Annotated in this window: 20 protein-coding genes, 1 tRNA gene and 3 pseudogenes; 10 read left to right on the forward strand and 14 right to left on the reverse strand. The window is 52.8% G+C overall.

Annotation, left to right across the window (positions count from 1 at the left end; translation table 11 throughout):
* The first annotated feature begins 151 nt into the window (after nucleotides 1–151).
* Together hypD and hypE are read left to right on the forward strand one after the other, a co-directional pair.
* Entirely contained in the window at nucleotides 152–1,273 is a 1,122-nt protein-coding gene (gene hypD, locus QMG90_RS04345) for a hydrogenase formation protein HypD (RefSeq protein WP_220708644.1), read from the forward strand.
* Nucleotides 1,270–2,280, forward strand: a complete 1,011-nt coding sequence (hypE, locus tag QMG90_RS04350) for a hydrogenase expression/formation protein HypE (RefSeq protein ID WP_220708643.1) — start codon at nucleotides 1,270–1,272, stop codon at nucleotides 2,278–2,280. The genes hypD and hypE overlap by 4 nt, the downstream gene beginning before the upstream one ends.
* Nucleotides 2,281–2,418: 138 nt before the next feature.
* Here hypE and QMG90_RS04355 read toward each other — a convergent pair.
* Nucleotides 2,419–3,045 (reverse strand): annotated as a pseudogene (locus tag QMG90_RS04355) (IS3 family transposase); the annotation flags it as partial.
* A gap of 17 nt (nucleotides 3,046–3,062) precedes the next feature.
* Nucleotides 3,063–3,677: pseudogene (locus QMG90_RS04360) on the reverse strand (IS256 family transposase); the annotation flags it as partial.
* A 752-nt stretch (nucleotides 3,678–4,429) separates the two neighbouring features.
* Here QMG90_RS04360 and QMG90_RS22510 point away from each other — a divergent pair.
* The 3 genes and pseudogenes from QMG90_RS22510 to QMG90_RS04370 form a co-directional block, all read left to right on the forward strand.
* Complete coding sequence (locus tag QMG90_RS22510; protein ID WP_220708642.1) at nucleotides 4,430–4,918, forward strand: helix-turn-helix domain-containing protein; 489 nt, start codon at nucleotides 4,430–4,432, stop codon at nucleotides 4,916–4,918.
* Nucleotides 4,919–5,164, forward strand: coding sequence for a transposase (locus QMG90_RS22515; protein WP_220708641.1), 246 nt, complete (start codon nucleotides 4,919–4,921; stop codon nucleotides 5,162–5,164).
* 20 nt (nucleotides 5,165–5,184) lie between these two features.
* Nucleotides 5,185–5,436: pseudogene (locus QMG90_RS04370) on the forward strand (ATP-binding protein); the annotation flags it as partial.
* Nucleotides 5,437–5,698: 262 nt separating this feature from the next.
* On the opposite strand, the gene QMG90_RS04375 reads toward QMG90_RS04370, so the two are convergent.
* From QMG90_RS04375 to QMG90_RS04405, 7 genes are all read right to left on the reverse strand, one after another.
* The gene (locus QMG90_RS04375; protein ID WP_220708640.1) at nucleotides 5,699–6,496 is read right to left on the reverse strand and encodes a hypothetical protein; all 798 of its coding nucleotides are present in this window, start codon (nucleotides 6,494–6,496) and stop codon (nucleotides 5,699–5,701) included.
* A 306-nt stretch (nucleotides 6,497–6,802) separates the two neighbouring features.
* Nucleotides 6,803–7,444, reverse strand: coding sequence for a hypothetical protein (locus tag QMG90_RS04380; RefSeq protein WP_220708639.1), 642 nt, complete (start codon nucleotides 7,442–7,444; stop codon nucleotides 6,803–6,805).
* A gap of 41 nt (nucleotides 7,445–7,485) precedes the next feature.
* Entirely contained in the window at nucleotides 7,486–8,979 is a 1,494-nt protein-coding gene (locus QMG90_RS04385) for a hypothetical protein (RefSeq protein WP_283282755.1), read from the reverse strand.
* On the reverse strand, nucleotides 8,951–9,925 hold the full coding sequence (locus QMG90_RS04390) for a nucleoid-associated protein (protein WP_236871975.1): 975 nt from the start codon (nucleotides 9,923–9,925) through the stop codon (nucleotides 8,951–8,953). The genes QMG90_RS04385 and QMG90_RS04390 overlap by 29 nt, the downstream gene beginning before the upstream one ends.
* A 295-nt stretch (nucleotides 9,926–10,220) precedes the next feature.
* Entirely contained in the window at nucleotides 10,221–11,477 is a 1,257-nt protein-coding gene (locus QMG90_RS04395; protein WP_220708637.1) for a tyrosine-type recombinase/integrase, read from the reverse strand.
* A gap of 195 nt (nucleotides 11,478–11,672) precedes the next feature.
* Nucleotides 11,673–11,748 (reverse strand) — tRNA-Phe (locus tag QMG90_RS04400).
* A gap of 105 nt (nucleotides 11,749–11,853) precedes the next feature.
* Nucleotides 11,854–12,567 carry a DUF554 domain-containing protein gene (locus tag QMG90_RS04405; protein WP_283282756.1) on the reverse strand — a complete coding sequence of 238 codons (714 nt, stop codon included), beginning with the start codon at nucleotides 12,565–12,567 and terminating at the stop codon, nucleotides 11,854–11,856.
* Nucleotides 12,568–12,896: 329 nt separating this feature from the next.
* On the opposite strand from QMG90_RS04405, the gene QMG90_RS04410 reads away from it, so the two are divergent.
* A complete protein-coding gene (locus tag QMG90_RS04410; RefSeq protein WP_283282757.1) occupies nucleotides 12,897–15,044 on the forward strand; it encodes an ornithine decarboxylase in 2,148 nt (715 codons plus the stop codon).
* Nucleotides 15,045–15,089: 45 nt separating this feature from the next.
* Here the strand turns inward: QMG90_RS04410 and mltC are convergent, their stop codons facing one another.
* The 3 genes from mltC to mutY are packed head-to-tail and all read right to left on the reverse strand — an operon-like array spanning nucleotide 15,090 to nucleotide 17,574.
* Entirely contained in the window at nucleotides 15,090–16,169 is a 1,080-nt protein-coding gene (gene mltC / locus QMG90_RS04415) for a membrane-bound lytic murein transglycosylase MltC (protein ID WP_152958487.1), read from the reverse strand.
* A 46-nt stretch (nucleotides 16,170–16,215) separates the two neighbouring features.
* Nucleotides 16,216–16,488 (reverse strand): oxidative damage protection protein, encoded by a 273-nt coding sequence (locus QMG90_RS04420; RefSeq protein ID WP_038158211.1) that lies wholly within the window; start codon nucleotides 16,486–16,488, stop codon nucleotides 16,216–16,218.
* Between the two features lie 27 nt (nucleotides 16,489–16,515).
* On the reverse strand, nucleotides 16,516–17,574 hold the full coding sequence (gene mutY / locus QMG90_RS04425) for an A/G-specific adenine glycosylase (protein WP_283283883.1): 1,059 nt from the start codon (nucleotides 17,572–17,574) through the stop codon (nucleotides 16,516–16,518).
* Nucleotides 17,575–17,712: 138 nt separating this feature from the next.
* Between mutY and trmB the strand changes: the two genes are divergently transcribed.
* The 4 genes from trmB (at nucleotide 17,713) to QMG90_RS04445 (ending at nucleotide 20,655) form a co-directional block, all read left to right on the forward strand.
* Entirely contained in the window at nucleotides 17,713–18,432 is a 720-nt protein-coding gene (gene trmB / locus QMG90_RS04430; RefSeq protein ID WP_038158204.1) for a tRNA (guanosine(46)-N7)-methyltransferase TrmB, read from the forward strand.
* Entirely contained in the window at nucleotides 18,432–18,758 is a 327-nt protein-coding gene (locus QMG90_RS04435) for a YggL family protein (protein WP_038158200.1), read from the forward strand. Before trmB ends, QMG90_RS04435 begins: the two co-directional genes overlap by 1 nt.
* Nucleotides 18,759–18,809: 51 nt before the next feature.
* Entirely contained in the window at nucleotides 18,810–19,529 is a 720-nt protein-coding gene (locus QMG90_RS04440; RefSeq protein WP_283282758.1) for a YggN family protein, read from the forward strand.
* Between the two features lie 121 nt (nucleotides 19,530–19,650).
* Nucleotides 19,651–20,655, forward strand: a complete 1,005-nt coding sequence (locus QMG90_RS04445) for a DUF1202 family protein (protein WP_283282759.1) — start codon at nucleotides 19,651–19,653, stop codon at nucleotides 20,653–20,655.
* Nucleotides 20,656–20,658: 3 nt separating this feature from the next.
* Here the strand turns inward: QMG90_RS04445 and hemW are convergent, their stop codons facing one another.
* On the reverse strand, nucleotides 20,659–21,801 hold the full coding sequence (gene hemW, locus QMG90_RS04450; RefSeq protein WP_283282760.1) for a radical SAM family heme chaperone HemW: 1,143 nt from the start codon (nucleotides 21,799–21,801) through the stop codon (nucleotides 20,659–20,661).
* Nucleotides 21,794–22,387 (reverse strand): XTP/dITP diphosphatase, encoded by a 594-nt coding sequence (locus tag QMG90_RS04455; protein ID WP_283282761.1) that lies wholly within the window; start codon nucleotides 22,385–22,387, stop codon nucleotides 21,794–21,796. Before QMG90_RS04455 ends, hemW begins: the two co-directional genes overlap by 8 nt.
* Nucleotides 22,388–22,390 lie beyond the last annotated feature (3 nt).

Consider the following 22,390-nt stretch of genomic DNA (forward strand, 5'->3'; position numbering starts at 1 on the left):
ATCGGTACCTGTAAATAAAGGGGATGGCTAGTGGGGCTGATGCTTCCCCTGTAGTTTGGCGAGTTTGACATGGCGCCATCCTTTTATGTGAGTTGCAGGCACGGATTAAGGGCTGATTTGATTTGGGCATGCTATATGATGAGGAGAAACCATGCGTTTTGTTGATGAATACCGCGCACCACACCAGGTTATGCAACTGGTAGCCCATCTGCGTGAACGGGCTGCGTACCTGGCTTATACTCCGGAGAGACCACTGCGCATCATGGAAGTGTGCGGTGGCCACACCCACGCCATTTTTAAGTTCGGCCTCGACCAACTGTTGCCGGAGAACATTGAGTTTATCCACGGTCCTGGCTGTCCGGTGTGCATACTGCCGATGGGGCGCATTGATACTTCTACTGAGATTGCCAGCCACCCGCAAGTGATCTTTTGCACCTTTGGCGATGCCATCCGCGTGCCGGGGAAAAATGGTTCTCTGCTGCAGGCGAAAGCGCGCGGCGCCGATGTGCGCATCGTCTATTCACCGATGGACGCACTGGCGCTGGCAGAAAAAAATCCGCAGCGCAAAGTGGTGTTCTTCGGCCTCGGCTTTGAAACCACCATGCCCGCCACGGCCATTACGCTGCAACAAGCGAAAGCACGCAATATCAGCAACTTCTGGTTTTTCTGCCAGCACATTACGCTGATCCCAACGCTGCGCAGCCTGCTGAAGCAGCCGGATAACAGTATTGATGCGTTTCTGGCCCCAGGCCACGTCAGTATGGTGATCGGCACCGACGCCTACACGTTTATTGCCGAAGAATTCCGCCGCCCACTGGTGGTTGCCGGGTTCGAACCGCTGGATCTGCTACAGGGCGTGGTGATGCTGGTGGAACAGAAAATAGCCGCGCAAAGCCGGGTGGAAAACCAGTATCGCCGCGTGGTGCCGGACGAAGGTAACCGGCTGGCGCAGGCCGCCATTGCCGATGTGTTTGCCGTCAGCGGCGGCAGCGAATGGCGCGGGCTGGGCATGATCGGCGAATCCGGTGTGCATTTGACCCCGGCGTATCAGCAATTCGATGCCGAAGCCTATTTTCGCCCGGCCGTGCAGCAGGTGTATGACGATCCGCGCGCCCGTTGCGGCGATGTGCTGACTGGCCGCTGCAAACCGCACCAGTGCCCGCTGTTTGGCAACACCTGCAATCCAGAAAGCGCCTTTGGTGCGCTGATGGTCTCTTCAGAAGGGGCCTGCGCGGCCTGGTATCAGTACCGCGCTCAGGAGTGTGAAGTATGAATGAAGTCCAACTTGCGCATGGCAGTGGCGGTCAGGCGATGCAGCAACTGATTAGTCAGCTGTTTATGGAAGCCTTTGCCAACCCGTGGCTGGCGGAGCAGGAAGATCAGGCTCGTCTGGATCTGGCCGCGCTGGCCGCAGGCGGCGATCGGCTTGCGTTTTCCACTGACAGCTATGTGATCGACCCGCTGTTCTTTCCCGGCGGCAATATTGGCAAGCTGGCAGTGTGCGGCACCGCTAACGATATCGCTGTCAGCGGCGCTACGCCGCGCTATCTCTCCTGCGGTTTTATCCTTGAAGAAGGCCTGCCGATAGCGACGCTGAAATCCGTCGTCGACAGCATGGCCGCTACCGCCCGCGCCGCCGATATCGCAATTGTAACCGGCGATACGAAAGTGGTGCAGCGCGGCGCGGCGGATAAGCTGTTTATCAATACCTCCGGTATTGGCGCAATCCCACAGTCGATTCGCTGGGCGGCGCAGTCGCTGCAACCTGGCGATGTGCTGCTGACCAGCGGGACGCTGGGAGATCATGGTGCAACGATTCTTAATTTGCGTGAAGGGCTGGGGCTGGACGGAGAACTGACCAGCGACTGCGCGGTTCTGACGCCGTTAATCGCCACCCTGCGCGATCTTCCTGGCGTAAAAGCGCTGCGCGATGCAACCCGCGGCGGGGTCAATGCGGTGGTGCATGAATTTGCCGCTTCCTGCGGCTATGGCATTGAGCTTACCGAGGCTGATTTGCCGGTGAAACCGGAGGTGCGCGGCGTCTGCGAACTGCTGGGGCTGGAAGCGCTGAACTTTGCTAATGAAGGCAAACTGGTGATTGCAGTAAAGTGCGAAGCCGCAGAGCAGGCGTTGTCCCGTCTACGTGCCCACCCACTGGGGAGAGATGCGGCTGTGATTGGTGAAGTGGTTGAACGTAAGGGAGTGCGCCTCGAAGGTGCATATGGCGTGAAGCGAACCCTCGATTTGCCATTTACTGAGCCACTCCCGCGGATATGCTGATGGTTGCTTTTTAGCCATGGATCTGGGCCGAATTACAAAGTTTATTAGAACTTGCTGAATGGCTCCAGATGTTGGGTTTTGCACTCATAGCGGAGGGGGAAATGATCCTACCCGCGTAAGCGTAATATGATCACTACCCTAAGCAATATTTTGGTTTTCAAATTGTTCCGGGCTGAGGCCGCCGTACGCGCTGTGACGACGACAGTGACTGTAATCGCATTTAATATATAAACACTGTCGTCAGCATTATCTCCCGACTGGCAAAGAGTTCTCAATGGATACACTCCATTTTTAGCGAATGAAAGAAGCTTTCCACGCAGGCATTATCATAACAACAGCCTTTTGCGCTCATGCTCCTGCTCAGATTATGTCGTTCCAGTAAATTCTGGTAACCGTTTTGACATTGAATTCCGGGAGTTCGTTATCGAGACGAGGTGTGCCATAATGCTGTTTTGCATCCGTGAATGCCTTACGGACAGCAGCATCCTAGACGAACTGAAACTGCTGGCGCAGGCCTCGCTGATGGCGGCGAAGACGCTATGCATACCAACCGCTGCAGGCAATACCGAGCACACGGCACATGGCTTTGACGCTGAGCGCTACTTGGTGGTTTTCGATGAAGACATGCTTCATTTCAGGCGCTTCGCGAAGTATGTTGCGGCCATTTTGGAGAATGGCCAGCTCCTCGTTTCGTTTCACCTGCTGGCATTTGATATGCAAATTTTCAGCAGCCAGCTCACTTTCCGTCGGCTGCTGTCTTCGTTGCGGGAAGATATACGGGCATTATCGGCCAGCCACATGCCCAGCAACTCTTTCTGACTTTCAGTATTAATACCGAGTGCAAGGAACACAGCTTTGTTAATTACGGTGCCACTTTGACGAACCTTCATCACGATATAGTCAAGATAAATAATTTGATACAGTGCATTGAGAGGACGATTTTGCTATTCAGTTACTTGCTCTTTCACCGCATCGGTGACTCTAGATATCAGCGTGGGAGACACGTCGGCGTCATGCATTTCCTTGAAGGTAGCGACGATTTCGCGGGCGGTCATGCCTTTGGCGTACAGTGACAAAATCTGGTTGTCCATCTGCGTGATATGTGTCTGATTCTTCTTTATGAGCTGTGGCTCAAAGGTGTTTTCACTGTCGCGTGGCGTGTTCAGCTCGATTTCGCTGTAAGCACACAGCAACGTTTTGGGTGAATAGCCATTACGGGTATTCGAGCCTGATTCTGGAGCATTTTTCTCATACCCGAGGTGGTCAGTGAGTTCAGCGTTTAGCGCCGTTTCAACGGTTAGCTTCGTCAGTATGCGGGAAAACGCATCGAGGTCGGCTTCGGTTTTAAGGCCTTTGGCCAGTTCAGCCGTAAGGGCTTTAAGTTTCTTCTCGTCCATAATTTGCCTGTCTCCGTTACTGGAGTGAACATATCAAAAACAGGCAATTACACAATTTTAATTACAGCCTCGTTTGCTGCCGTGAGCCGGGCCACAGGAAATTACCCACAATAGCTTAGTGGTTACGTACCACGTTTAGCAGGTTCCTCGGGGGGAGACTCAGAAGCACCGTATCCGGGAAGAGATTTTCTCTGCATTTGAAAATATTGCGTCTGAAAACGCAACGACACTCTCTGAACTGCAAACTGCTGTGCATGATCACAGACAACCGTAAGATAGAATGACTTTCCGTGAGACAGGTGCTAGCCAACGTGGGATATTTAACGCGGTTAACGGGCCTTGTTGTTTACAACTTCCTTTATCAACCTGGTTATTCTCCACCTCTCTAGGTACGAGGTCCGTTGTCCTGAATGCCTTAAACACAACAGTTTCATGCACAACTACAGGATACGTGGGGGCCTGCGGACGGCTAGTTTCAAAGATAACTGGCGCGGACTGCTAATTTGGTTGAAAAGCGAAATGGCTGTACTACTCTTCAGATGCTGTCTAAACAGACATGCGTTCCGTATTCATTTTGGATTATATTGATCAGCCCGCCATTTCTGACTCTGGTGGGTTTTTTTTGGTTCATCGCAAATTAGCGTGAACCAATAGAAAACGGCAGTCAGAACGTTTAGGTTTGTATTCGCCAAAACACACCCTGAACCTTCAACACTGCCGTTGCCAAGATTCTCTTTTCTGGGAAGGGTCCAGTGTCTCTTCCTGCACTGAAATTGCCCACGACACTCTCCTCATCCGCCCTTGATTCGCAATCGCCCTGCTGCCGCGGGTGTTACTGCATTGCCCAGTGTATTCACGATACTTACCTGCGCCGTGTCAGAGAGCGTGAACTGCTCAACTGGAAGGTCTGGCTGGATGTGCCTGTTCGCCGTCTTCGCTGCCCATCCTGCGGCATTATGACCGAAAAAATCGACTGGCTGCCTGAACGTCAGCGATATACCGCCACCCTGTCGACATGGGTTGAATCACTCGTCAGGTTACTTCCGATTAAGCACGTAGCCAGTCTGACCGGACTGCACTGGCATACCATTAAAAACATCGATTACCGGAGACTGCTACGGGAGGCCTGTGAGCCGCAACGACACAGTCTGCGTCGCCTGATGATGGATGAATTTGCCCTGTTTAAAGGACACCGTTACGCCACTGTCCTGGCGGACGCCGATACACAGCAGATACTGTGAGTGGGAGAAGGGCGTAGCAGAGCCGCTTTCCGTCCCTTCTTCGCCTGGCTGGGTCCAGAAGGATGCACCTCCATTGAGTCTGTTGCCATGGATATGAACACCGCGTTCGATCTGGAGGTCAGGGAGCACTGTCCTCAGGCGCAGGTGGTTTATGACCTGTTCCATGTGGTCGCAAAGTTATTGATCGCGTCAGGGTCGATCAGGCAAATCAACTACGTGATAATCCGAAGTCCCGGCAGGTCATAAAACGGAGTCGCTGGATGTTGCTACGCAACCGGCGATATGAAAAAGCGAGTATCGTTCTGACGTGAAATAAAGGGTTCGCCGACTGGGGGGAAATGTTCGGAGATAATGTACTGGCAACAGCGATCCTTGATCGTCTGCTACATCACTCAACCACGCTGAATATCAAGGGGGAAAGCTACCGCCTGAAGGAAAAACGTAAAGCTGGTGTACTGACCAAAGGGCCAGCGCCGATAGGTGATGATGAATCGGTGGAAACCGGACATCACCGCTGATAAATAGCGGCAATCAAAATAAAACGGTGAAAAAAGGTTATATACAGCGGCGTTGACAGGACTACGCCGCCAAGAGTGCATCAAGTTCCAGCCGGCCTGAGCCGACCACATTGCACTCAAAAGTTTATGGACGAAAGGCGGCAAGCCTGAGCAACATGCACGGCCTGCACCATCAGTACGCATAGGCCCACCAGATCATTAGCCATGAACTGGGTCATGCGCAGCCCCATCGCCACGCTGTACGTGGGGCGCTAGGCACTGGCTAGCCTCGTCGCATCCACAGTTCATACGCCTGGCCCGAGAGCATGAAGTAGGCCGCGCAGAGCAGTATGATCAGTAACACAACGCCGCTGGCCCGAGCGGAAAACCGGGTATACCGCGCTAGGGCAAACCAGAGCGGCGACAGTGTGCCGCTGGCCCGCTGGTTCATCAGAGCGAGGTAGTGTAGCGACCGGAGCGCTGCAGCAAGCGTTGCGCCGATCCCCATCACAATCCCTAAGAGCTGGGACAGTAGCCAGATCCGGTGCTCATCCTTCAGTACATCAAAATAGTAATCAAAGATCCCGTAGCGGAAAGCTGCCTCACGGGCGCCAGCAATAATGCCCGCCTGCGCCAGTTCGGACAAATAGACGGAGGCGCCCACTGCGATCAGGGGCGTGAAGATGTACCAGCCCCATTCCGCACTGTTATACTGTCCCCGGATGACAGACGCCAAACCGGCCGCCAGGATAAACGCTGTGCAGGAAAACATCCCACTCAGCCAATAGTGCAGAATGTCGCTGGCATAACGGCTATACCCCCAGATGACAACAGCCACGACAATGAATAGAGCGGCAGCATAACCCCATACATCATCCGAAGAAGAGGAAGTTCCCCCGCGTTGATTCACTATGACCGTTTGCCTGAAAATGATAACGGTCTGCTGCACTGTGGCAGGTGCCGCAGGAGAAGGAGGGGTGTTGAGTCCACCAAATAGCAGCCCTAATATGGCACCGACAAGTGGAGATATGATAGCACTTTGTACTAGCGGGTTATTTATCCAGGCAATAAAAGCTTCCAATCAATGCTCCTTTACATGCTCACATGGTTATTTCGTCCCGAAAGAAAACTGCCTGCAGAGCAACGTTGACATTAAATGGCTGCTCACTCCGAAGACGGCTTATCTGCCGGGTCTTCTGAAATTCTCTGTATTTTTATGCAGATTAAATCGCAAAGCGAGCATTACACCCTGAACTGCTCCACCAGGCCATTGACAGACGAACTGTGTATATCATGTGCAACTGTATCAACAGAATGTCGGGTAGTTTGCTGTCTCCTGTGCCGCTGAAAGCCATACTTGACTAGCTCGGGCGTTCGCGCTTGCGGGTTACCAGAGTTGTACGACAGGTTTTACCATCACACCTGTATCCGATATTTTTATAAAACCCACTTTCTGGTAATAACGAGTCAGCCGGCGTAAGGCCTTTTTTGGATCCTGACAAAAAAGGTCGTTGGCCATTTTTTCCTGCCATCGGATATGCTCTTCATCTTCTGATGGGACCTCAAATTGCAGCGGAAACGCCTTGAGGGCAATCAACTCAGCCTGACCGCCAACACAGCGTATCCCGTCGTTAATAACCTGTAAAAAAACGTTTTTCCCCCTGAATGGTGGCAATATCTCGATACGGTCGACCAGGAGCAGGTCTGAGTGCAATATTTCAGTATCAAACAGGTTCTGAATTTTTCGTCTGAAATAACATCCACCGTTATCGAAAATTGTCCCCATAAAATGGGCAGTATTGCTGGTGAGATCGAGGATATCCTCTGGTCGATAGCCATTATCCATCGCATCATTTGCGTGGATTTGGTAATATTTTACCCTCCCCGCAAGTCTTTCTTCTCCGTCATCGTCACTGGCAATAATATCGCCGGTGATTGTTGTGATCCATCTGGTCTCATCGCTACCCAGAATCGATCTGACCTGATAATTCACTGAACAGATTTCTGTGTCCTGAATTTTATTTTCCATACCGGCATTCCTGTTTGCTGAGGTTATGATCTCTGATTGCTTCATTTCAGCCCGGAAGGACGCACAAGAACCCCGTTCGGTCCGCACAGGGCCCACGGGGGAGTCAGAAACTGTAGCGCACTCATAAACCATGTGTAGCCAGACTGCAAGAGCATACTGAGCGACCAGAATTCACTCGCTGCTGCCGTGAGTAATAGCGTGACCAGAATGAGCACGATGACCGACGTTATTCGCTCAACCCGGCGATATGACTGCATTGCGGCATTAACAGGAAGACCCGCCAGCTCCTGATAATCCTGTTCATCCAGAAAACCATATAACTTACTTCGCCAGGTGGTTCTGTTTTTTTCCAGCAACGAAAGGGCATGCCGGTTGATATAGACTGACATCCCGTATGAGATGGCGATATACAGGGCCAGTGCACAAAATGCCAGGGCATATACTTTTTGCTGACCACTAGCATTCAGGGCCTCCAGACTGTAGCGGAGGACCAGCGTACTGATGACCAGGGCCATGTCTTTCCACAATGCGGAGGACAGATCCCGCGACTGTTGAAGAATTTTCTGGGTGTCTTCTGTCAGGCTTTTTCGCAAATCGCCCAGCGATTTCAGGGTGTCTTTTCCTCCTGCCCGGATATGTGCCTTGTAAAGCAGCCTGGCTGACTCCAGTGCAGGGGGGAGTCGATACACAATGCCTTCACAAAACGTGACACCCTCTGGCCATTCTCTGGCCAGTTCACTGGACAGAAAGGTATGTTTAAGCTCAGTCTCATTCCCTTCCAGAAAAACCCATTTTGCCGTTTCCTTAATGACGTCAAAGGCGGACAGTGCCGCATGTTCTTCCCCGAAAGGGATTTTCCGTGGCGGTTTTCCGGACAGTCCGACTTTTTTTATTTCGGCGGAAAAAAGCTCATTGACGAAACACTTCAACAACTCCCGGCAGGCGAGCGACGCCCAGAGCTTCATTGGCTCATCGGTCATTTTATCGCCAGATATCAGAATCCAGGGGGCAATGGTATCCGGAGGAAGAAAGTCGGTTGAAAAACACCTGGTAATACTTTTTGTGACGGAGACTGTCCGGACAGGGACGTTGGTTTCACTCTCCTCCGGCTGCATCTGTTTCCATGGCACGACCTTCCACTGTTGTGTTTCAAATGATTCGCTGACAAACAGGGCGCAGATGCGGTGATACTGACGGAGTCTGGGATCCTGGAGTAAAAACGTGCGCCATCCTTCAAGGGTGAAGAGTCGCAGGATCCCGGGAACCTCATCACTGATGATGGTGATAAAGTGCTTCTGGTCAGGGATTCCCTGCCTGGGGTGGATATCATCCCGGCTTTCATCAAAAAAAGCGATCCTGAGACTTTCGGCATCAGCATCTATCACTTCCCCCCATAACTGGAGGGTGTCACTATCCATGGTTCCGGAAATGAACAGTTTCCGGGAGGTTGCCTGCTGATCCTCCGTGATCACCAGATCAGATGCGCGGCGTGAGCGGTCTATTGCCTTACCGATTTTTTCCAGTATCGATATCATCTGTTACCAGCCCTGCAGTCACTATCACTATACGTTTTCGCCCGTCTTCCATCGTCTCAATATCTGGGGCATTATCCTCATCGTAGATAACGATAACGTCTTCCAGAGTTTCCAGTTTTCTTTTCCGTGGCTTAGGGATGTTCTCAGGGACTATCCGGAAAGATTCACCTGAAATTCCCAGGTCTTTTATTTTACGGGTGAAGGATTTGACCAGTGGATGATCTTCTTCCATTGGCCCAAAAATCTGGTTCAGCAGGGAAAGGGGCTCATCGGTGTTAAAATCCTGTGCCCCATGATGTAACGTTTCATAAATCTTGTTAACACCACTGCGTCTGATGTCGTCCGGCAACAGGTCGCGGTGCTTTTTGAAGATATCCTTGAGAGCGGCAACTAATTTGTCGCTGAGGTCAGTTGTACTGTTGACGCGCTGTACCTGCAGAAAACGCTCAAAATAAACGGAGATATTGGTTCGTTTACTGCGATCCCGTACGACAACCTGTCCACCCTGAGTCTCTGCCGTCAGGCGGACCAGGGCAATTTTCTGCATGGCTTCCGCTTTTTTAACGAAACTTTCACGGAAGCGTTCGAGTCTGGGGACCTGAAACTCGTTTCCCTTCGCATCCAGCACGTAACGCACCACATCTTCATTATCATATTTAATGAGCGCAAACAGTTTTTCATCGTTGAGGATGTTAAGTTCAAAAAGAAAGAATACCCCCATACTGGCATTTTTGGTGTGATGATGAGACTGAAAATCGTTTGCCAGAAAGGTTGACTGTTCAGTGAAACAATGGGCGTCATTATCGGCATGGTTCCTGATGAGGCGCAGAATACGCTCGGTATTGGACAATTCCGTAAACCGGAACATGTTGCCGCTTAATGCAGATTTAATCCTCTCCAGAAAAAAATCGACATGTTCAGGCGGTGATATTTCACTGAGCAGCACGGGGATCTCCAGCTCCCTCCAACGACATGGAAAATCATTCGCTTTATTGTCAGTGCATTAATTTCTTCATCCGTTAAAAAACTCATAGTGACATCCCGTTATTTTGCGTCTTATTTTATCGTTAATTGCTGTGACAGGCTTCAATCTGGGTAGTATAAGTAATCACTTGTGCATGCGTAAAATATTCCAGAGCAGGGGGAAGTGCGGTGAATCATTAGCCCTTCTGTGAAGAAATATATACAGGGAAAAGAAAAATAAGGAAACATTCTCCCGGCAGTAATGCCGGGAGAATGGATTATGAGCGTTGTTGTCTGGCGTAATCGAAAGGCGAGACTGGGTTTTCACGGTTTGCATCCAGAAAATCAGCCCACCATTGCAGCATCAGTTTGCGTTCTTCAAGAAACTCCGCCCTGTGAATATAAGCTGCACGTACACCGTTACGTTCCTGATGGCTCATCTGGCGCTCCACTGCATCCCTGGACCATAATCCTGACTCAATCAGTGAGCTACAGGCCATAGCCCTGAAGCCGTGACCACATACATCGACCTTTGTATCGTAGCCCATCAGGCGTAATGCGTTATTCACCGTATTTTCACTCATGGGCTTCCAGGGATTGTGGTCGCCTGTGAAAATCAGTTCGTGCTCACCGCTGATAACGTGGATTTGTTTCAGAATATCCAGTGCCTGGCTGGAGAGTGGCACCAGATGCTCTGTCCGCATTTTTGAACCACGATGCGAATACTTGACCCCGTCAATAGGTTTCCGCTCAGGAGGAATGGTCCACATGGCTTTCCTGAAGTCTATCTCAGACCATCTTGCAAAGCGAAGTTCACTGGAACGGATGAAAATAAGCAGGGTGAGTCTGGTTGCCAGTCGGGTAAGAGGTTGTCCTCTGTAGGTATCCAGCCGTTCAAGGAGCTCTGAAATGCGATTTAAGGCGAGGGCAGGGCGATGCTGGCGTTTCACAGTTGTTAAAGCGCCAGCCATATCCACGGCAGGGTTATAGCTGATAATGCCGGACTGGGCTGCATAACGCATGATTGCAGTGATACGTTGCTGAAGGCGGGCTGCTATCTCGTATATCTCTCTGGCTTCAGCTGCTTTGACAGGCACGAGTAAATCGGGGGTTCTGAGAGAGGTGATATCGCGTGAGCCGATAAATGGGAAAACATGAGTCTCAAGACTTTTTAGTATCTTCTCACTATGTGATTCAGACCATTTTTTGTTGCTCCTGTGCCACAGTCTTGCGATGCCTTCGAATGTCTGAACTGTTTCGGGTACCGACTTTTTGACCCGTTTCTGTTCGCACGGATCAATTCCCTCCGCTATCTGTTTCCTGGCCGCATCGCGCTTTTCCCTTGCTTCTGATAACGAGACTTCAGGATAGACACCCAGAGCGAGAGTTTTCTCTTTGCCCAGAAACCGGTAGCGTAATCGCCAGTAGCGGGAGCTGTTAGGGTGAACGAGTAAAAACATGTTGCCGCTGTCGGCAAGTTTATAAGGTTTTTCATCCGGTTTAGCTGCACGGATTTTAGCGTCAGTGAGCGCCATTAGTGGGGTCTCCTGATAGTAAAAAGGGGTATAAATTTTATCGAATCAGACTATACCCTCAGTTATACCCTCGCAAGGGACTTGATGCGGGTTGAAGTTGATTGAGTTGGGTAGAGTTAAGGTATTGTGGAGGTGTTGATTTCGGCGGGCTTTGATGCAAAAACGGACCTCCGTGGAGGTCCGTTGATATGAATTTGGTGCCCGGACTCGGAATCGAACCAAGGACACGGGGATTTTCAATCCCCTGCTCTACCGACTGAGCTATCCGGGCAACGGGGCGCATTAAACCTGATTCGCTCCGCTTCGTCAATGAAATTTGCGATTTTCATTGCAGACTGCACAATCTATCACCACTTTCGCCTGTTTGCACGGCAGCTCAGGCAAAAAAGGCGGTCCAGGCAGCGGAAAGCGGCATTGCCAGCACCAGTGCAGGCAGCATATTCACCACCGCGAACATCTTGATTCCGCAAATGCGCAAGCCAGTCGCCACCAGTAACAAGCCACCCACAGAGGTGAAATCGGCCATCATCATCGGCGTGGTCATCGGCAGGATCATAGACGCGCAAACCGCCAGCGACAGCTGAATCGCCAGCATCGGTACGCTGATCGCTGCAACGGCGATGCCCAACGTACAGGCAAAAATTGTGGCGGTGAAGAAATCCAGAAATGACTTTGCAATCAGAATGCTGGGGTCGCCGGTCATCCCTTCGCGCATGGCACCGAAAATCCCAGTGCCACTGGCGCAGAAAAGAATAATGATCGCGACATAGCTCTGAATAAACGTTTCATGCATGCCACTGCGTTTCCCGCCAGATTTCATCATCAACTGCTGCATTTTGCCGACTGCGGTATTGATGCCTTTTTCGAGATAGCAAAACTCGCCAATCAGCGCGCCCACCAGCGTTGCGAGCACCATTACCGGTAAATTGGCGCATTTTACGACCAGCAGAATACCAATGCCCAGCGAGGCAAGGCCAAAAATAGACGTCATGGAAACGCGAATGCGTTCCGGCAGGCGCTGACTCAGTACTGCGCCCAGCACGCCGCCCATCAGGACGGCACCCGCATTAATAAAAGGACCAATAACCAAAAGTTGCTCCTGCTAATTACTCGCAATCGTTGCATTATTATCGCATGAATGTCCCGTAGAATGGGGCGCTATACGAGGAAGGTTTGCATAATCAATGCATCTTGCACGCACACAGGAAAGGTGCCATGATTGCGCGAATTTCCTCCTTTCCAGAGATGGGGCCGACAGTGATGACCACTTCATTACGAATTTGCCTGCACCCATGCGCGCGCCAGCGTAGGTTATCCCATACTTCCGCACTGCTTTCTATGATCACCATGCGGTGAAGCTAACGAAGTACCACCGTTGATTAATCCTCTTTCATTTCCCCGAAACGGGTCTATTTGCTTATGAACTCAATGAAAATAGCCGCCAGCCATACGCTGGTTTCCCGACTCTCCACGCACCGGGACGTGGTGGCGCTGGACAGTACCGATTTTACCGATGTGGCAGCGGTCGTCATTAATGAAGCGGACAGTCGCAGCGGTATTCTGGCGTTACTCAAACGAAGCGGCTTTCAACTGCCAGTATTTTTGCTGAGTGAGGAAGGTGCGGCAGCGCCCGAGGGCGTCAGCGGCGTGCTTCATGGAAAAGATCAACAGTGGCTGGAACTGGAAGCCGCGGCTGTCAGCTATGAAGAAAACCTGCTGCCGCCGTTTTTCGATACCCTGAAACAGTACGTGGAGATGGGTAACAGCACCTTTGCCTGTCCGGGGCATCAGCATGGTGCGTTTTTCAAAAAGCATCCTGCCGGGCGTCAGTTTTATGATTTCTTCGGCGAGAACATCTTTCGCGCCGATATGTGCAATGCCGACGTCAAACTCGGCGATTTGCTGATCCACGAGGGCGCAGCAAAGCACGCGCAGAAATACGCGGCGAAAGTGTTTAACGCCGACAAGACCTGGTTCGTACTGAACGGCACCTCGGCGGCTAACAAAGTGGTCACCAATGCGCTGCTGACGCGCGGCGATCTGGTCTTGTTCGACCGCAACAACCACAAGTCGAATCATCATGGCGCGTTGATCCAGGCCGGTGCGACGCCCGTCTACCTTGAAGCGGCACGCAATCCGTTCGGCTTTATTGGTGGTATTGATGAACACTGTTTTGATGATGCGTACCTGCGTGAACTCATCAGCGAGGTCGCGCCAGATAAAGTCGGTGAAGCCCGGCCGTTCCGCCTGGCGGTGATCCAGCTTGGTACTTACGATGGCACCGTTTATAACGCGCGCCAGGTGGTCGACAAAATTGGTCATCTCTGCGACTACATTTTGTTTGACTCTGCATGGGTGGGTTACGAACAATTCATTCCGATGATGGCTGACTGTTCGCCGTTGTTGCTGGATCTTAACGAAAACGATCCGGGGATTTTCGTCACGCAATCGGTACATAAACAGCAGGCGGGGTTCTCGCAAACCTCGCAGATCCATAAAAAAGATAACCATATCCGCGGTCAGGCGCGATTCTGCCCTTATAAGCGGCTGAACAACGCTTACATGCTGCATGCCTCCACCAGCCCGTTTTATCCGCTGTTTGCCGCGCTGGATGTCAACGCGAAGATCCATGAAGGAGAGAGCGGGCGTCGGTTGTGGGCGGAATGCGTAGAAATGGGGATCGAGGCGCGCAAGGCAATCGTCGCTAACTGTAAGATGATCAAGCCGTTTATACCGCCTGTTGTCGCAGGGCGGCCATGGCAGGATCATCCCACGGAAACTATCGCCCGGGAGCGCCGTTTCTTCAGTTTCGGCCCGGGCGAGCGCTGGCATGGTTTTGAAGGCTACGCACAGGATCAGTATTTTGTCGATCCCTGCAAGTTGCTGCTGACGACGCCCGGCATTGATGCGGAAACCGGCGAATATACCGATTTTGGCATTCCGGCAACCATCCTTGCAAATTACCTGCGTGAAAACGGCATAGTGCCGGAGAAGTGCGATCTGAACTCGATCCTCTTCCTGCTGACGCCTGCTGAAAGCCCGGAAAAGCTGGCACAACTGGTCGCCATGCTGGCGCAGTTTGAGCAGCACATTGAAGACGACACGCCATTGTCGGTGGTGTTGCCGACTATCTATCACAAATATCCGGTGCGCTACCGCGATTACACCCTGCGCCAGCTGTGTCAGGAGATGCACGATCTCTACGTCAGCTTTGCGGTGAAGGATCTGCAAAAAGCGATGTTCCGCAAAGCCAGCCTGCCGCCAGTGGTGATGAACCCGCAGGACGCCAACTGCGAGTTCATTCGTGGCAACGTCGAACTGGTGCGTCTGAGCGAAGCGGAAGGGCGGGTTGCCGCCGAAGGCGCGTTGCCGTATCCACCAGGCGTACTTTGTGTGGTACCCGGTGAAATCTGGGGTGGCGCGGTATTGCGTTATTTCCTGGCGCTGGAAGAGGGCGTCAATCTGCTGCCAGGCTTCTCACCCGAACTGCAGGGTGTATACAGTGAAAAAGACGCTGATGGTATCAAGCGGCTGTACGGTTACGTGCTTAAGAATGCGGATGCCTGATACGCATTCCCCTCTCCGCCAGGAGAGGGGAAATGGCGCTCACCGTTATTTCCGGCGATAACCCTTCTGCGCGGTATTAACTTTGTATAAATAGCGACGAGATTCCGCTGACGGATGGCGGGTCGTCAGCGTCTGGTAAACATCACCCGGCGCCATGCTGTTAATAATGCTCGCGGCGCGAATTTTATCGTCGGAGAACACGCGCAACACGCTACCTGCGCCGCCGTTGTAGGCGGTGATGACCGCATAGCGGCGCGACGTTGGGTTGTCGATACCGGAGAGATAGACGTTATTCAGCATCGCCAGATACGCAGTACCGGTATCAATATTGCTCGCCGGATCAAACAGATAACTGCGGCTCGGTGTTCCCGATTTCCCCTGCGCGCGGAATACATCTTTACCCGCACTGTGCTGAACCACCTGCATCAGGCCCAGCGCATCTGAACGGCTGACTGCATAGGGGTTAAATGAGGATTCGGTCTGCATGATCGCCAGAATCAGTGACTCATCGATGCCGTATTTACGCGCCGACTGACGCACCATGCCGATATATTTATGCGCACGCTTGTCCAGGTGGTTTGGCACAAGGTTAATGGTGATGCTGTAGATTACATGCAGGCCGTTACTGCGGCTCTTCATGCGGTTTTGCAACAGCCAGTCGGCAAAGCGCGCGGCGCGCCACTCCCAGCGAATTGCCTCGCCGTTATTATCCACGACCTGCCCGTACAGGAACGGCTCTTTTGAAATCTGGATATCGTCAGTGTCGGAATAGAGGTCGATCGATCCCGGATCGTCGCCCATCAGCAGGGTTTTGATGATTGTCTGACGCAGACGCGCAGCAGGCTCGGTACCGGCGATGGTCTCGACGGTGATAGTACCCGCATCAAAGTTGATGTGGCTGCGGGTCTGATACTGGTCGGTATACTTCACATAGTCCTTGGGACCGGCCACCAGAACTTCGTTGTATCCCCAGATATTTTCAATGTTATGGGCAAATTGCCCCATCAGAATGTCAAATCCGTTGGTGTCCTTGACCCAGGCTTCGTTATAAGAATCGCCTTTCTTCGAGCCGGAACACGACACAAGCAACGGCGCAATCAGGGCTAGCGCTAAAAGTTTTTTCATCATTCCGGGAGTGCGTGTTGTTGGGTTTAAAGCCCCGCGGGGCTTCTTATTTTTCCGGCGGCGTATAGCCTTCAATATGCACCTCTTTACCCTCAAACAGGAAGTTGACCATCTCCTGTTCAAGCAGTTTGCGGTGCTCCGGGTTCATCATGTTGAGCTTTTTCTCGTTGATGAGCATGGTCTGCTTATGCTGCCACTGAGCCCAGGCTTCTTTGGAGATCTCGTTGTAGATCCGTTTGCCGATCTCGCCCGGATAAAGCTGGAAATCCTGACCTTCAGCGTCGCGCTGCAGGAAAGTACAAAAAATCGTTCTGCTCATGATAAATCCTCTTCTTCGGCCAGGGGACTACACCAGTGCCCCGGCGCGTAACTGCTGTAACAGGCGCTCCACGGGTGCCGCCAGCCCGACGGACGGCGGCAGGGCTAAGTTATACCAGAGAGCGCTGCCTTCATCCATGCACGCGGCGATGGAGTGCACGTCAAGCCACATCGGCACAATGTCCAGATGGAAGTGACTGAATGTATGGCGGAACGCGTTATGTTGCGTAAGATTATCTGATTTTATTCCCTGCTGCGACAGCCACTCACGAAGCGCGGTTTCGCTCTCAAACTGCGGGAAACAGAACAGGCCGCCCCATAACCCCACCGGCGGGCGCTGCTGGAGAAACACGTCGTTATCGTGCTGCATGATCAGGAAATAACCGGTGCGTTCCGGCAACGTCTGTTTCGGTTTTTTGCCAGGATACTGTGCCCAACTGTTGTTAGCATGCGCGACGCAAATCGTGTTTACCGGGCAGAGCTCGCACTTCGGTTTTGAACGGGTGCAGACCATCGCACCAAGATCCATCATCGCCTGGTTAAAACGTTCGACGCCATTAGCAGGCGTAACCTGCTCGCTGATTTCCCACAGGCGGTTTTCCACCTCTTTCTTCCCGGGCCAACCGCTGACGGCGTAACAGCGCGCCAGCACGCGTTTCACGTTACCGTCGAGGATCGGAAAGTGTTTACCGAGCGAGAGCGAAAGAATAGCGCCTGCGGTTGAGCGCCCGACGCCCGGCAGCGCGGCAACCTCTTCAAACGTTTCCGGGAATTTACCGTTATGCAGCGTGGCGACTTGCTGCGCGGCTTTATGCAGATTACGCGCGCGGGCATAGTAGCCGAGCCCGGTCCACAGGTGCAGCACTTCATCTAACGGTGCATTGGCCAGATCGGTAACGGTTGGGAACCGCGCCATAAAGCGCTCAAAGTAGGGAATAACCGTCGTCACTTGCGTCTGTTGCAGCATCACCTCAGACAGCCAGACTTTATAAGGCGTTTTTTCAATTTGCCAGGGCAGGGTTTTACGCCCGTATTTGTCGTACCAGTCCAGCACCTGGGCTGAAAATTGAGAGGCTTGCATGGTTATCGATTCGCATTATCAGGGAAGCAAATTCCAGCACAGCCCTCCGGTGGTGTAAACAGGATCTTTCCCATGCTTGCATACTCTCCCTAACTTTGGATAATGCCCGTTTCCCGAACATTCTCACAAGCAGACATAATTTTTATGAATAACGACGTCATCTCACCGGAATTTGATGAAAACGGTCGCCCGCTGCGCCGTATTCGTAGCTTCGTCCGCCGCCAGGGGCGCCTGACGAAAGGGCAACAGCATGCGCTGGATAACTACTGGCCGGTGATGGGCGTCGAATTCAGCGAACAGCCGGTCGATTTTGATACCCTGTTTGGCCGCTGCGCGCCGGTCACGCTGGAGATTGGTTTCGGCATGGGCGCGTCGCTGGTCGCGATGGCGAAAGCGAAACCAGAACAAAATTTCCTCGGCATTGAAGTACATTCGCCAGGCGTGGGTGCCTGCCTGAGTTCTGCCCATGAAGAAGGGGTTGAGAACCTGCGCGTGATGTGTCACGACGCGGTGGAAGTGCTGCATAAAATGATTCCTGACAATTCTCTGAACATGGTGCAGCTCTTTTTCCCTGACCCGTGGCACAAAGCACGTCATAATAAACGCCGTATCGTTCAGGGACCGTTTGCTGAGCTGGTCAAAAGCAAGCTGAAGCTCGGCGGGGTATTCCACATGGCGACTGACTGGGAGCCATATGCGGAGCATATGCTGGAAGTGATGTCCTCGCTTGAGGGCTATAAAAACCTGTCAGAAAGCAACGACTATGTACCGCGCCCGGAATCACGTCCGGTGACCAAATTTGAACAACGTGGCCATCGTCTTGGTCACGGCGTATGGGACTTAATGTTCGAGAGGGTGAAATAATGGCAAAGAACCGTAGCCGTCGTCTGCGTAAGAAAATGCATATCGACGAATTCCAGGAATTAGGATTTTCGATCGCATGGCGTTTTCCGGAAGGTACCAGCGAAGACGTGATCGATAAAACTGTCGATGACTTCATCAACGACGTGATTGAGCCGAACAAACTGGCGTTTGACGGCAGCGGCTACCTGGCCTGGGAAGGGCTTATCTGCATGCAGGAAATCGGTAAATGCACCGAAGAGCATCAGGCCATTGTCCGTAAGTGGCTGGAAGACCGCAAATTCGAAGATGTGCGCATCAGCGAACTTTTCGACGTCTGGTGGGACTAAGTTAACGAAAGGGCCGGCAAATGCCGGCCCGTTTTGTCTTGAGGGAAGATTATGATGCGCAATACGCTGCTCGCTGCGGCGCTGACGCTGACGGCGTTCGCCGCCCAGGCCGATTATCAGTGCAGCGTCACCCCGCGTGACGATGTGATTTTGAGCCCGCAAACCGTACAGGTGAAAGGGGAGAACGGCAACCTGGTCATCACGCCGGACGGCAACGTGATGTACAACGGAAAACAGTACAACCTCTCCGCGGCCCAGCGTGAGCAGGCCAAAGATTATCAGACCGATTTACGCAGCGCGCTGCCGTGGATCGACGAAGGCGCCCGAACCCGCGTCGAAAAAAGCCGCGTGGCGCTGGATAAAATCATCTCCGAACAGGTCGGTGAAAGCAGCAGTATGCGTAGCCGTCTGACCAAACTGGACGCCCAGTTGAAAGAGCAGATGAACCGAATCATTGAGCATCGCAGCGATGGCCTGACGTTCCATTATAAAGCGATCGATCAGGTGCGTGCTGACGGCCAGCAACTGGTGAATCAGGCCATGGGCGGCATCCTGCAGGACAGCATTAATGAAGTCGGTGCGAAAGCGGTGCTCAAAGGTGGCGGTAATCCGCTGCAGGGCGTTTTAGGCAGCCTCGGCGGGCTGCAAACCGCGATTCAGAACGAATGGAAAACGCAGGAAGATGATTTCCAGAAGTTCGGTAAAGATGTCTGCGCGCGCGTGGTCTCTCTGGAAGACAGCCGCAAGGCGCTGGTAGGAACGCTGAAGTAGTCAATTATCCGGCTTTCTGTTTTCGGACAGAAAGCCGATATTTCGGAATTCATTTATCCGTCGCGAAAGGCCATCTCTTTTATCCTGTGCGGAGTCATTCGACCTTCACAAGGATATCTCCATGAAAATACAGGGAATCATTACCGCTTCATTGCTCTTCTTTGCCTCGCTGACGGCATTGGCAACCAGTAATGCCCCCACTTATCCGGTGCTGAGCCAGCAGTTCAGCGAACAGTACAACGGCCTCTTTCATCTTGAAGCCATCACCCTCGAACCCCTCAATGCACGTGGTAATCAGGCGACGTATTCGGTAAAAGGCGATATGTCGGCGACGGAAGATTTATACGCTATCGTCGGGATGGCGGCAGATTATCAATTGGTGGAAAAAACCTGGACCAAAGGCAAGCCAGTGAAATTTTCCGCCATGATGACAGCGACCGGTACGCCAGAGTCTGGCTGGACGACCTCCTTCCTCTCTATGCAGGCGGCGGCGAAAAATATCGGTCATCCGCTGGAAGACGCTGACAATCAGGACAAATACCTCATTGTTAACGACTTCGGTTTCGATGCGCGGCTGGCGAAAATCAATGCCGATTATGCTGCGCTGAAAGCCAGACAGCAGGAATCGCTGACCCGGCAAAAAGCGCTTGAGCAGGAAATCGAGGCGCTCGAACAGCAAATCAATGCCAGCTGGGGAGAGGATAAAACCGGGAAACCATTGAGCCGGAATGACGTGCAAACCACGTTGCTGCAGGAGCTGCATCAGTTTGGCAAAGACAACGACCCGCTGAAATTTGAAAATCACTACAACGCCACCGTCTATGAACCCGCGCTGGAAGCCTGTCAGAAAAAATCAGACTGCGATGCGACACCGCTGCGAAAAGCGCGGGATATCGCGTTGAGCGATCAGCGGCGCAAGTATTCAGTCCAGTTCAAAATCATGAGCAACAAGATCAAGGACGAAATGGCGGCGCGGGATGATGCACTTCAGCCATTGCGGCTTAAACAGGGTGAGCTGCGTACCGAATTGATGAAACTGAACACCAGCAGCGATGAAGCGCAGCACCGTTTAGAGCGCTGGGATCGCGACATCGCTTATCTGCGCCGAAACGGCGTCATTCATTAGCGCTCACTCCTCATCGGCGAGGAACAGCTCCAGCAGTGAGTTGAGGAACAGCTTACCCTGGTCGGTTATCTGCCAGAATTGCTCGCACTCTGTGATGTACCCTTGCGCCAGCGCTGCATCGAGTTGCGGGCGAATCGCCGCTTCAGTTAAACCGGTGTAGCGTACAAATTCGGCGCGGGGGGCGGGTTCCAGCAGACGGAAGCGGTTCATAAAGAATTCGAACGGTTTGTCATCTGTTGCCACGTCGTGCTGGCGCTCAAGGTAGCGGCCTGCCATATAACCGCGCGGGTGGCGGGTTTTGGCGGTGCGCAGAATGCGTCCGTCAGGGAAAGTCACTTTGCCGTGCGCGCCGCAGCCAATCCCCAGATAATCGCCAAAGCGCCAGTAGTTGAGGTTATGCTGACACTGATAGCCCGGTTTTGCATAGGCCGAGGTTTCATATTGCTGATACCCCGCCGCTGTCAGTAGCTGATGGCCTTGCTCGAAAATATCCCACAATGCATCGTCGTCAGGGAGTACCGGCGGGCGCGAACCAAACAGCGTGTTCGGCTCAATGGTGAGCTGGTACCACGAGAGATGCGGCGGTTCCAGTTCGATAGCCTGACGCAGATCGTCCAGTGCCTCGTCGAGCGTTTGGTCCGGCAAGCCATGCATCAGATCGAGGTTAAAACTGCGCAGTCCGAGGCCGCTCGCCAGCCGTGCGGCACGCTTTGCCTCTTCCGGCCCGTGAATACGCCCGAGACGCTGCAATTTTGCCTCACTGAAGCTCTGCACGCCGATGGAAATACGGTTGACGCCGGCACGCTGGTAGTCGGTAAAACGGTCTGCCTCAACCGTGCCCGGGTTCGCCTCCATGGTGATTTCTGCATCCGCAGCCAGAGTCAGACGGGCGCGAACGCCGTCGAGCAGAGATTGCATCGCCTCGCCTGAAAGCAGGCTCGGCGTACCGCCACCGATGAAAATGGTCTTTACGTCCCGGCCCTGCGCGTACACGATATCTGCGTCCAGATCGCGTAACAGATGCTGAACGTAGTCGTCGTGCGGCACCTCACCCTTGAGCGCATGCGAGTTAAAGTCGCAGTACGGGCATTTCTGCACGCACCACGGAATATGAATGTAAAGACTCAGCGGCGGTAAATCAGCCATTGCGTAATGCTTCCAGTAACGTTTTCAGCGCCTGACCACGATGGGAAATGGCGATTTTTTCTTCGTGAGTCAGTTCAGCGGCGGTTTTACCTTCTGACGGCACAAAGAAGATGGGATCGTAGCCAAAACCGCCCTGACCGGCAGGTTCACGGGTGATCACGCCCGGCCAGCGGCCATGGCATACCAGTGGAGTGGGATCTTCCGCATGGCGCAGGTAAACCAGCACACAGTGGAACTGTGCATGGCGCTGCTCGTCCGGCACATCATGTAGCGTGTTCAGCAATTTTTCCAGATTCTCACGGTCGGTCGCTTCCACACCTGCATAGCGGGCGGAGTAAATGCCCGGCGCGCCGCCAAGCGCATCAACTGCCAGACCAGAATCATCGGCAATGGCTGGCAGACCGGTGATCTGCGCGGCATGACGCGCTTTCAGAATGGCGTTTTCGATAAACGTCAGGCCCGTCTCTTCAGCCGAGTCTACGCCGAGCTCTGTCTGAGCGACAATATCGAGGCCAAAATCGCTAAGCAGCGTAGCCAGTTCACGCACTTTACCGGCGTTACCGGTGGCGAGGACAACTTTTTGCATGGG

Origin of the sequence: Trabulsiella odontotermitis (genome assembly GCF_030053895.1) — a bacterium.
GTDB classification, from domain to species: domain Bacteria; phylum Pseudomonadota; class Gammaproteobacteria; order Enterobacterales; family Enterobacteriaceae; genus Trabulsiella; species Trabulsiella odontotermitis_C.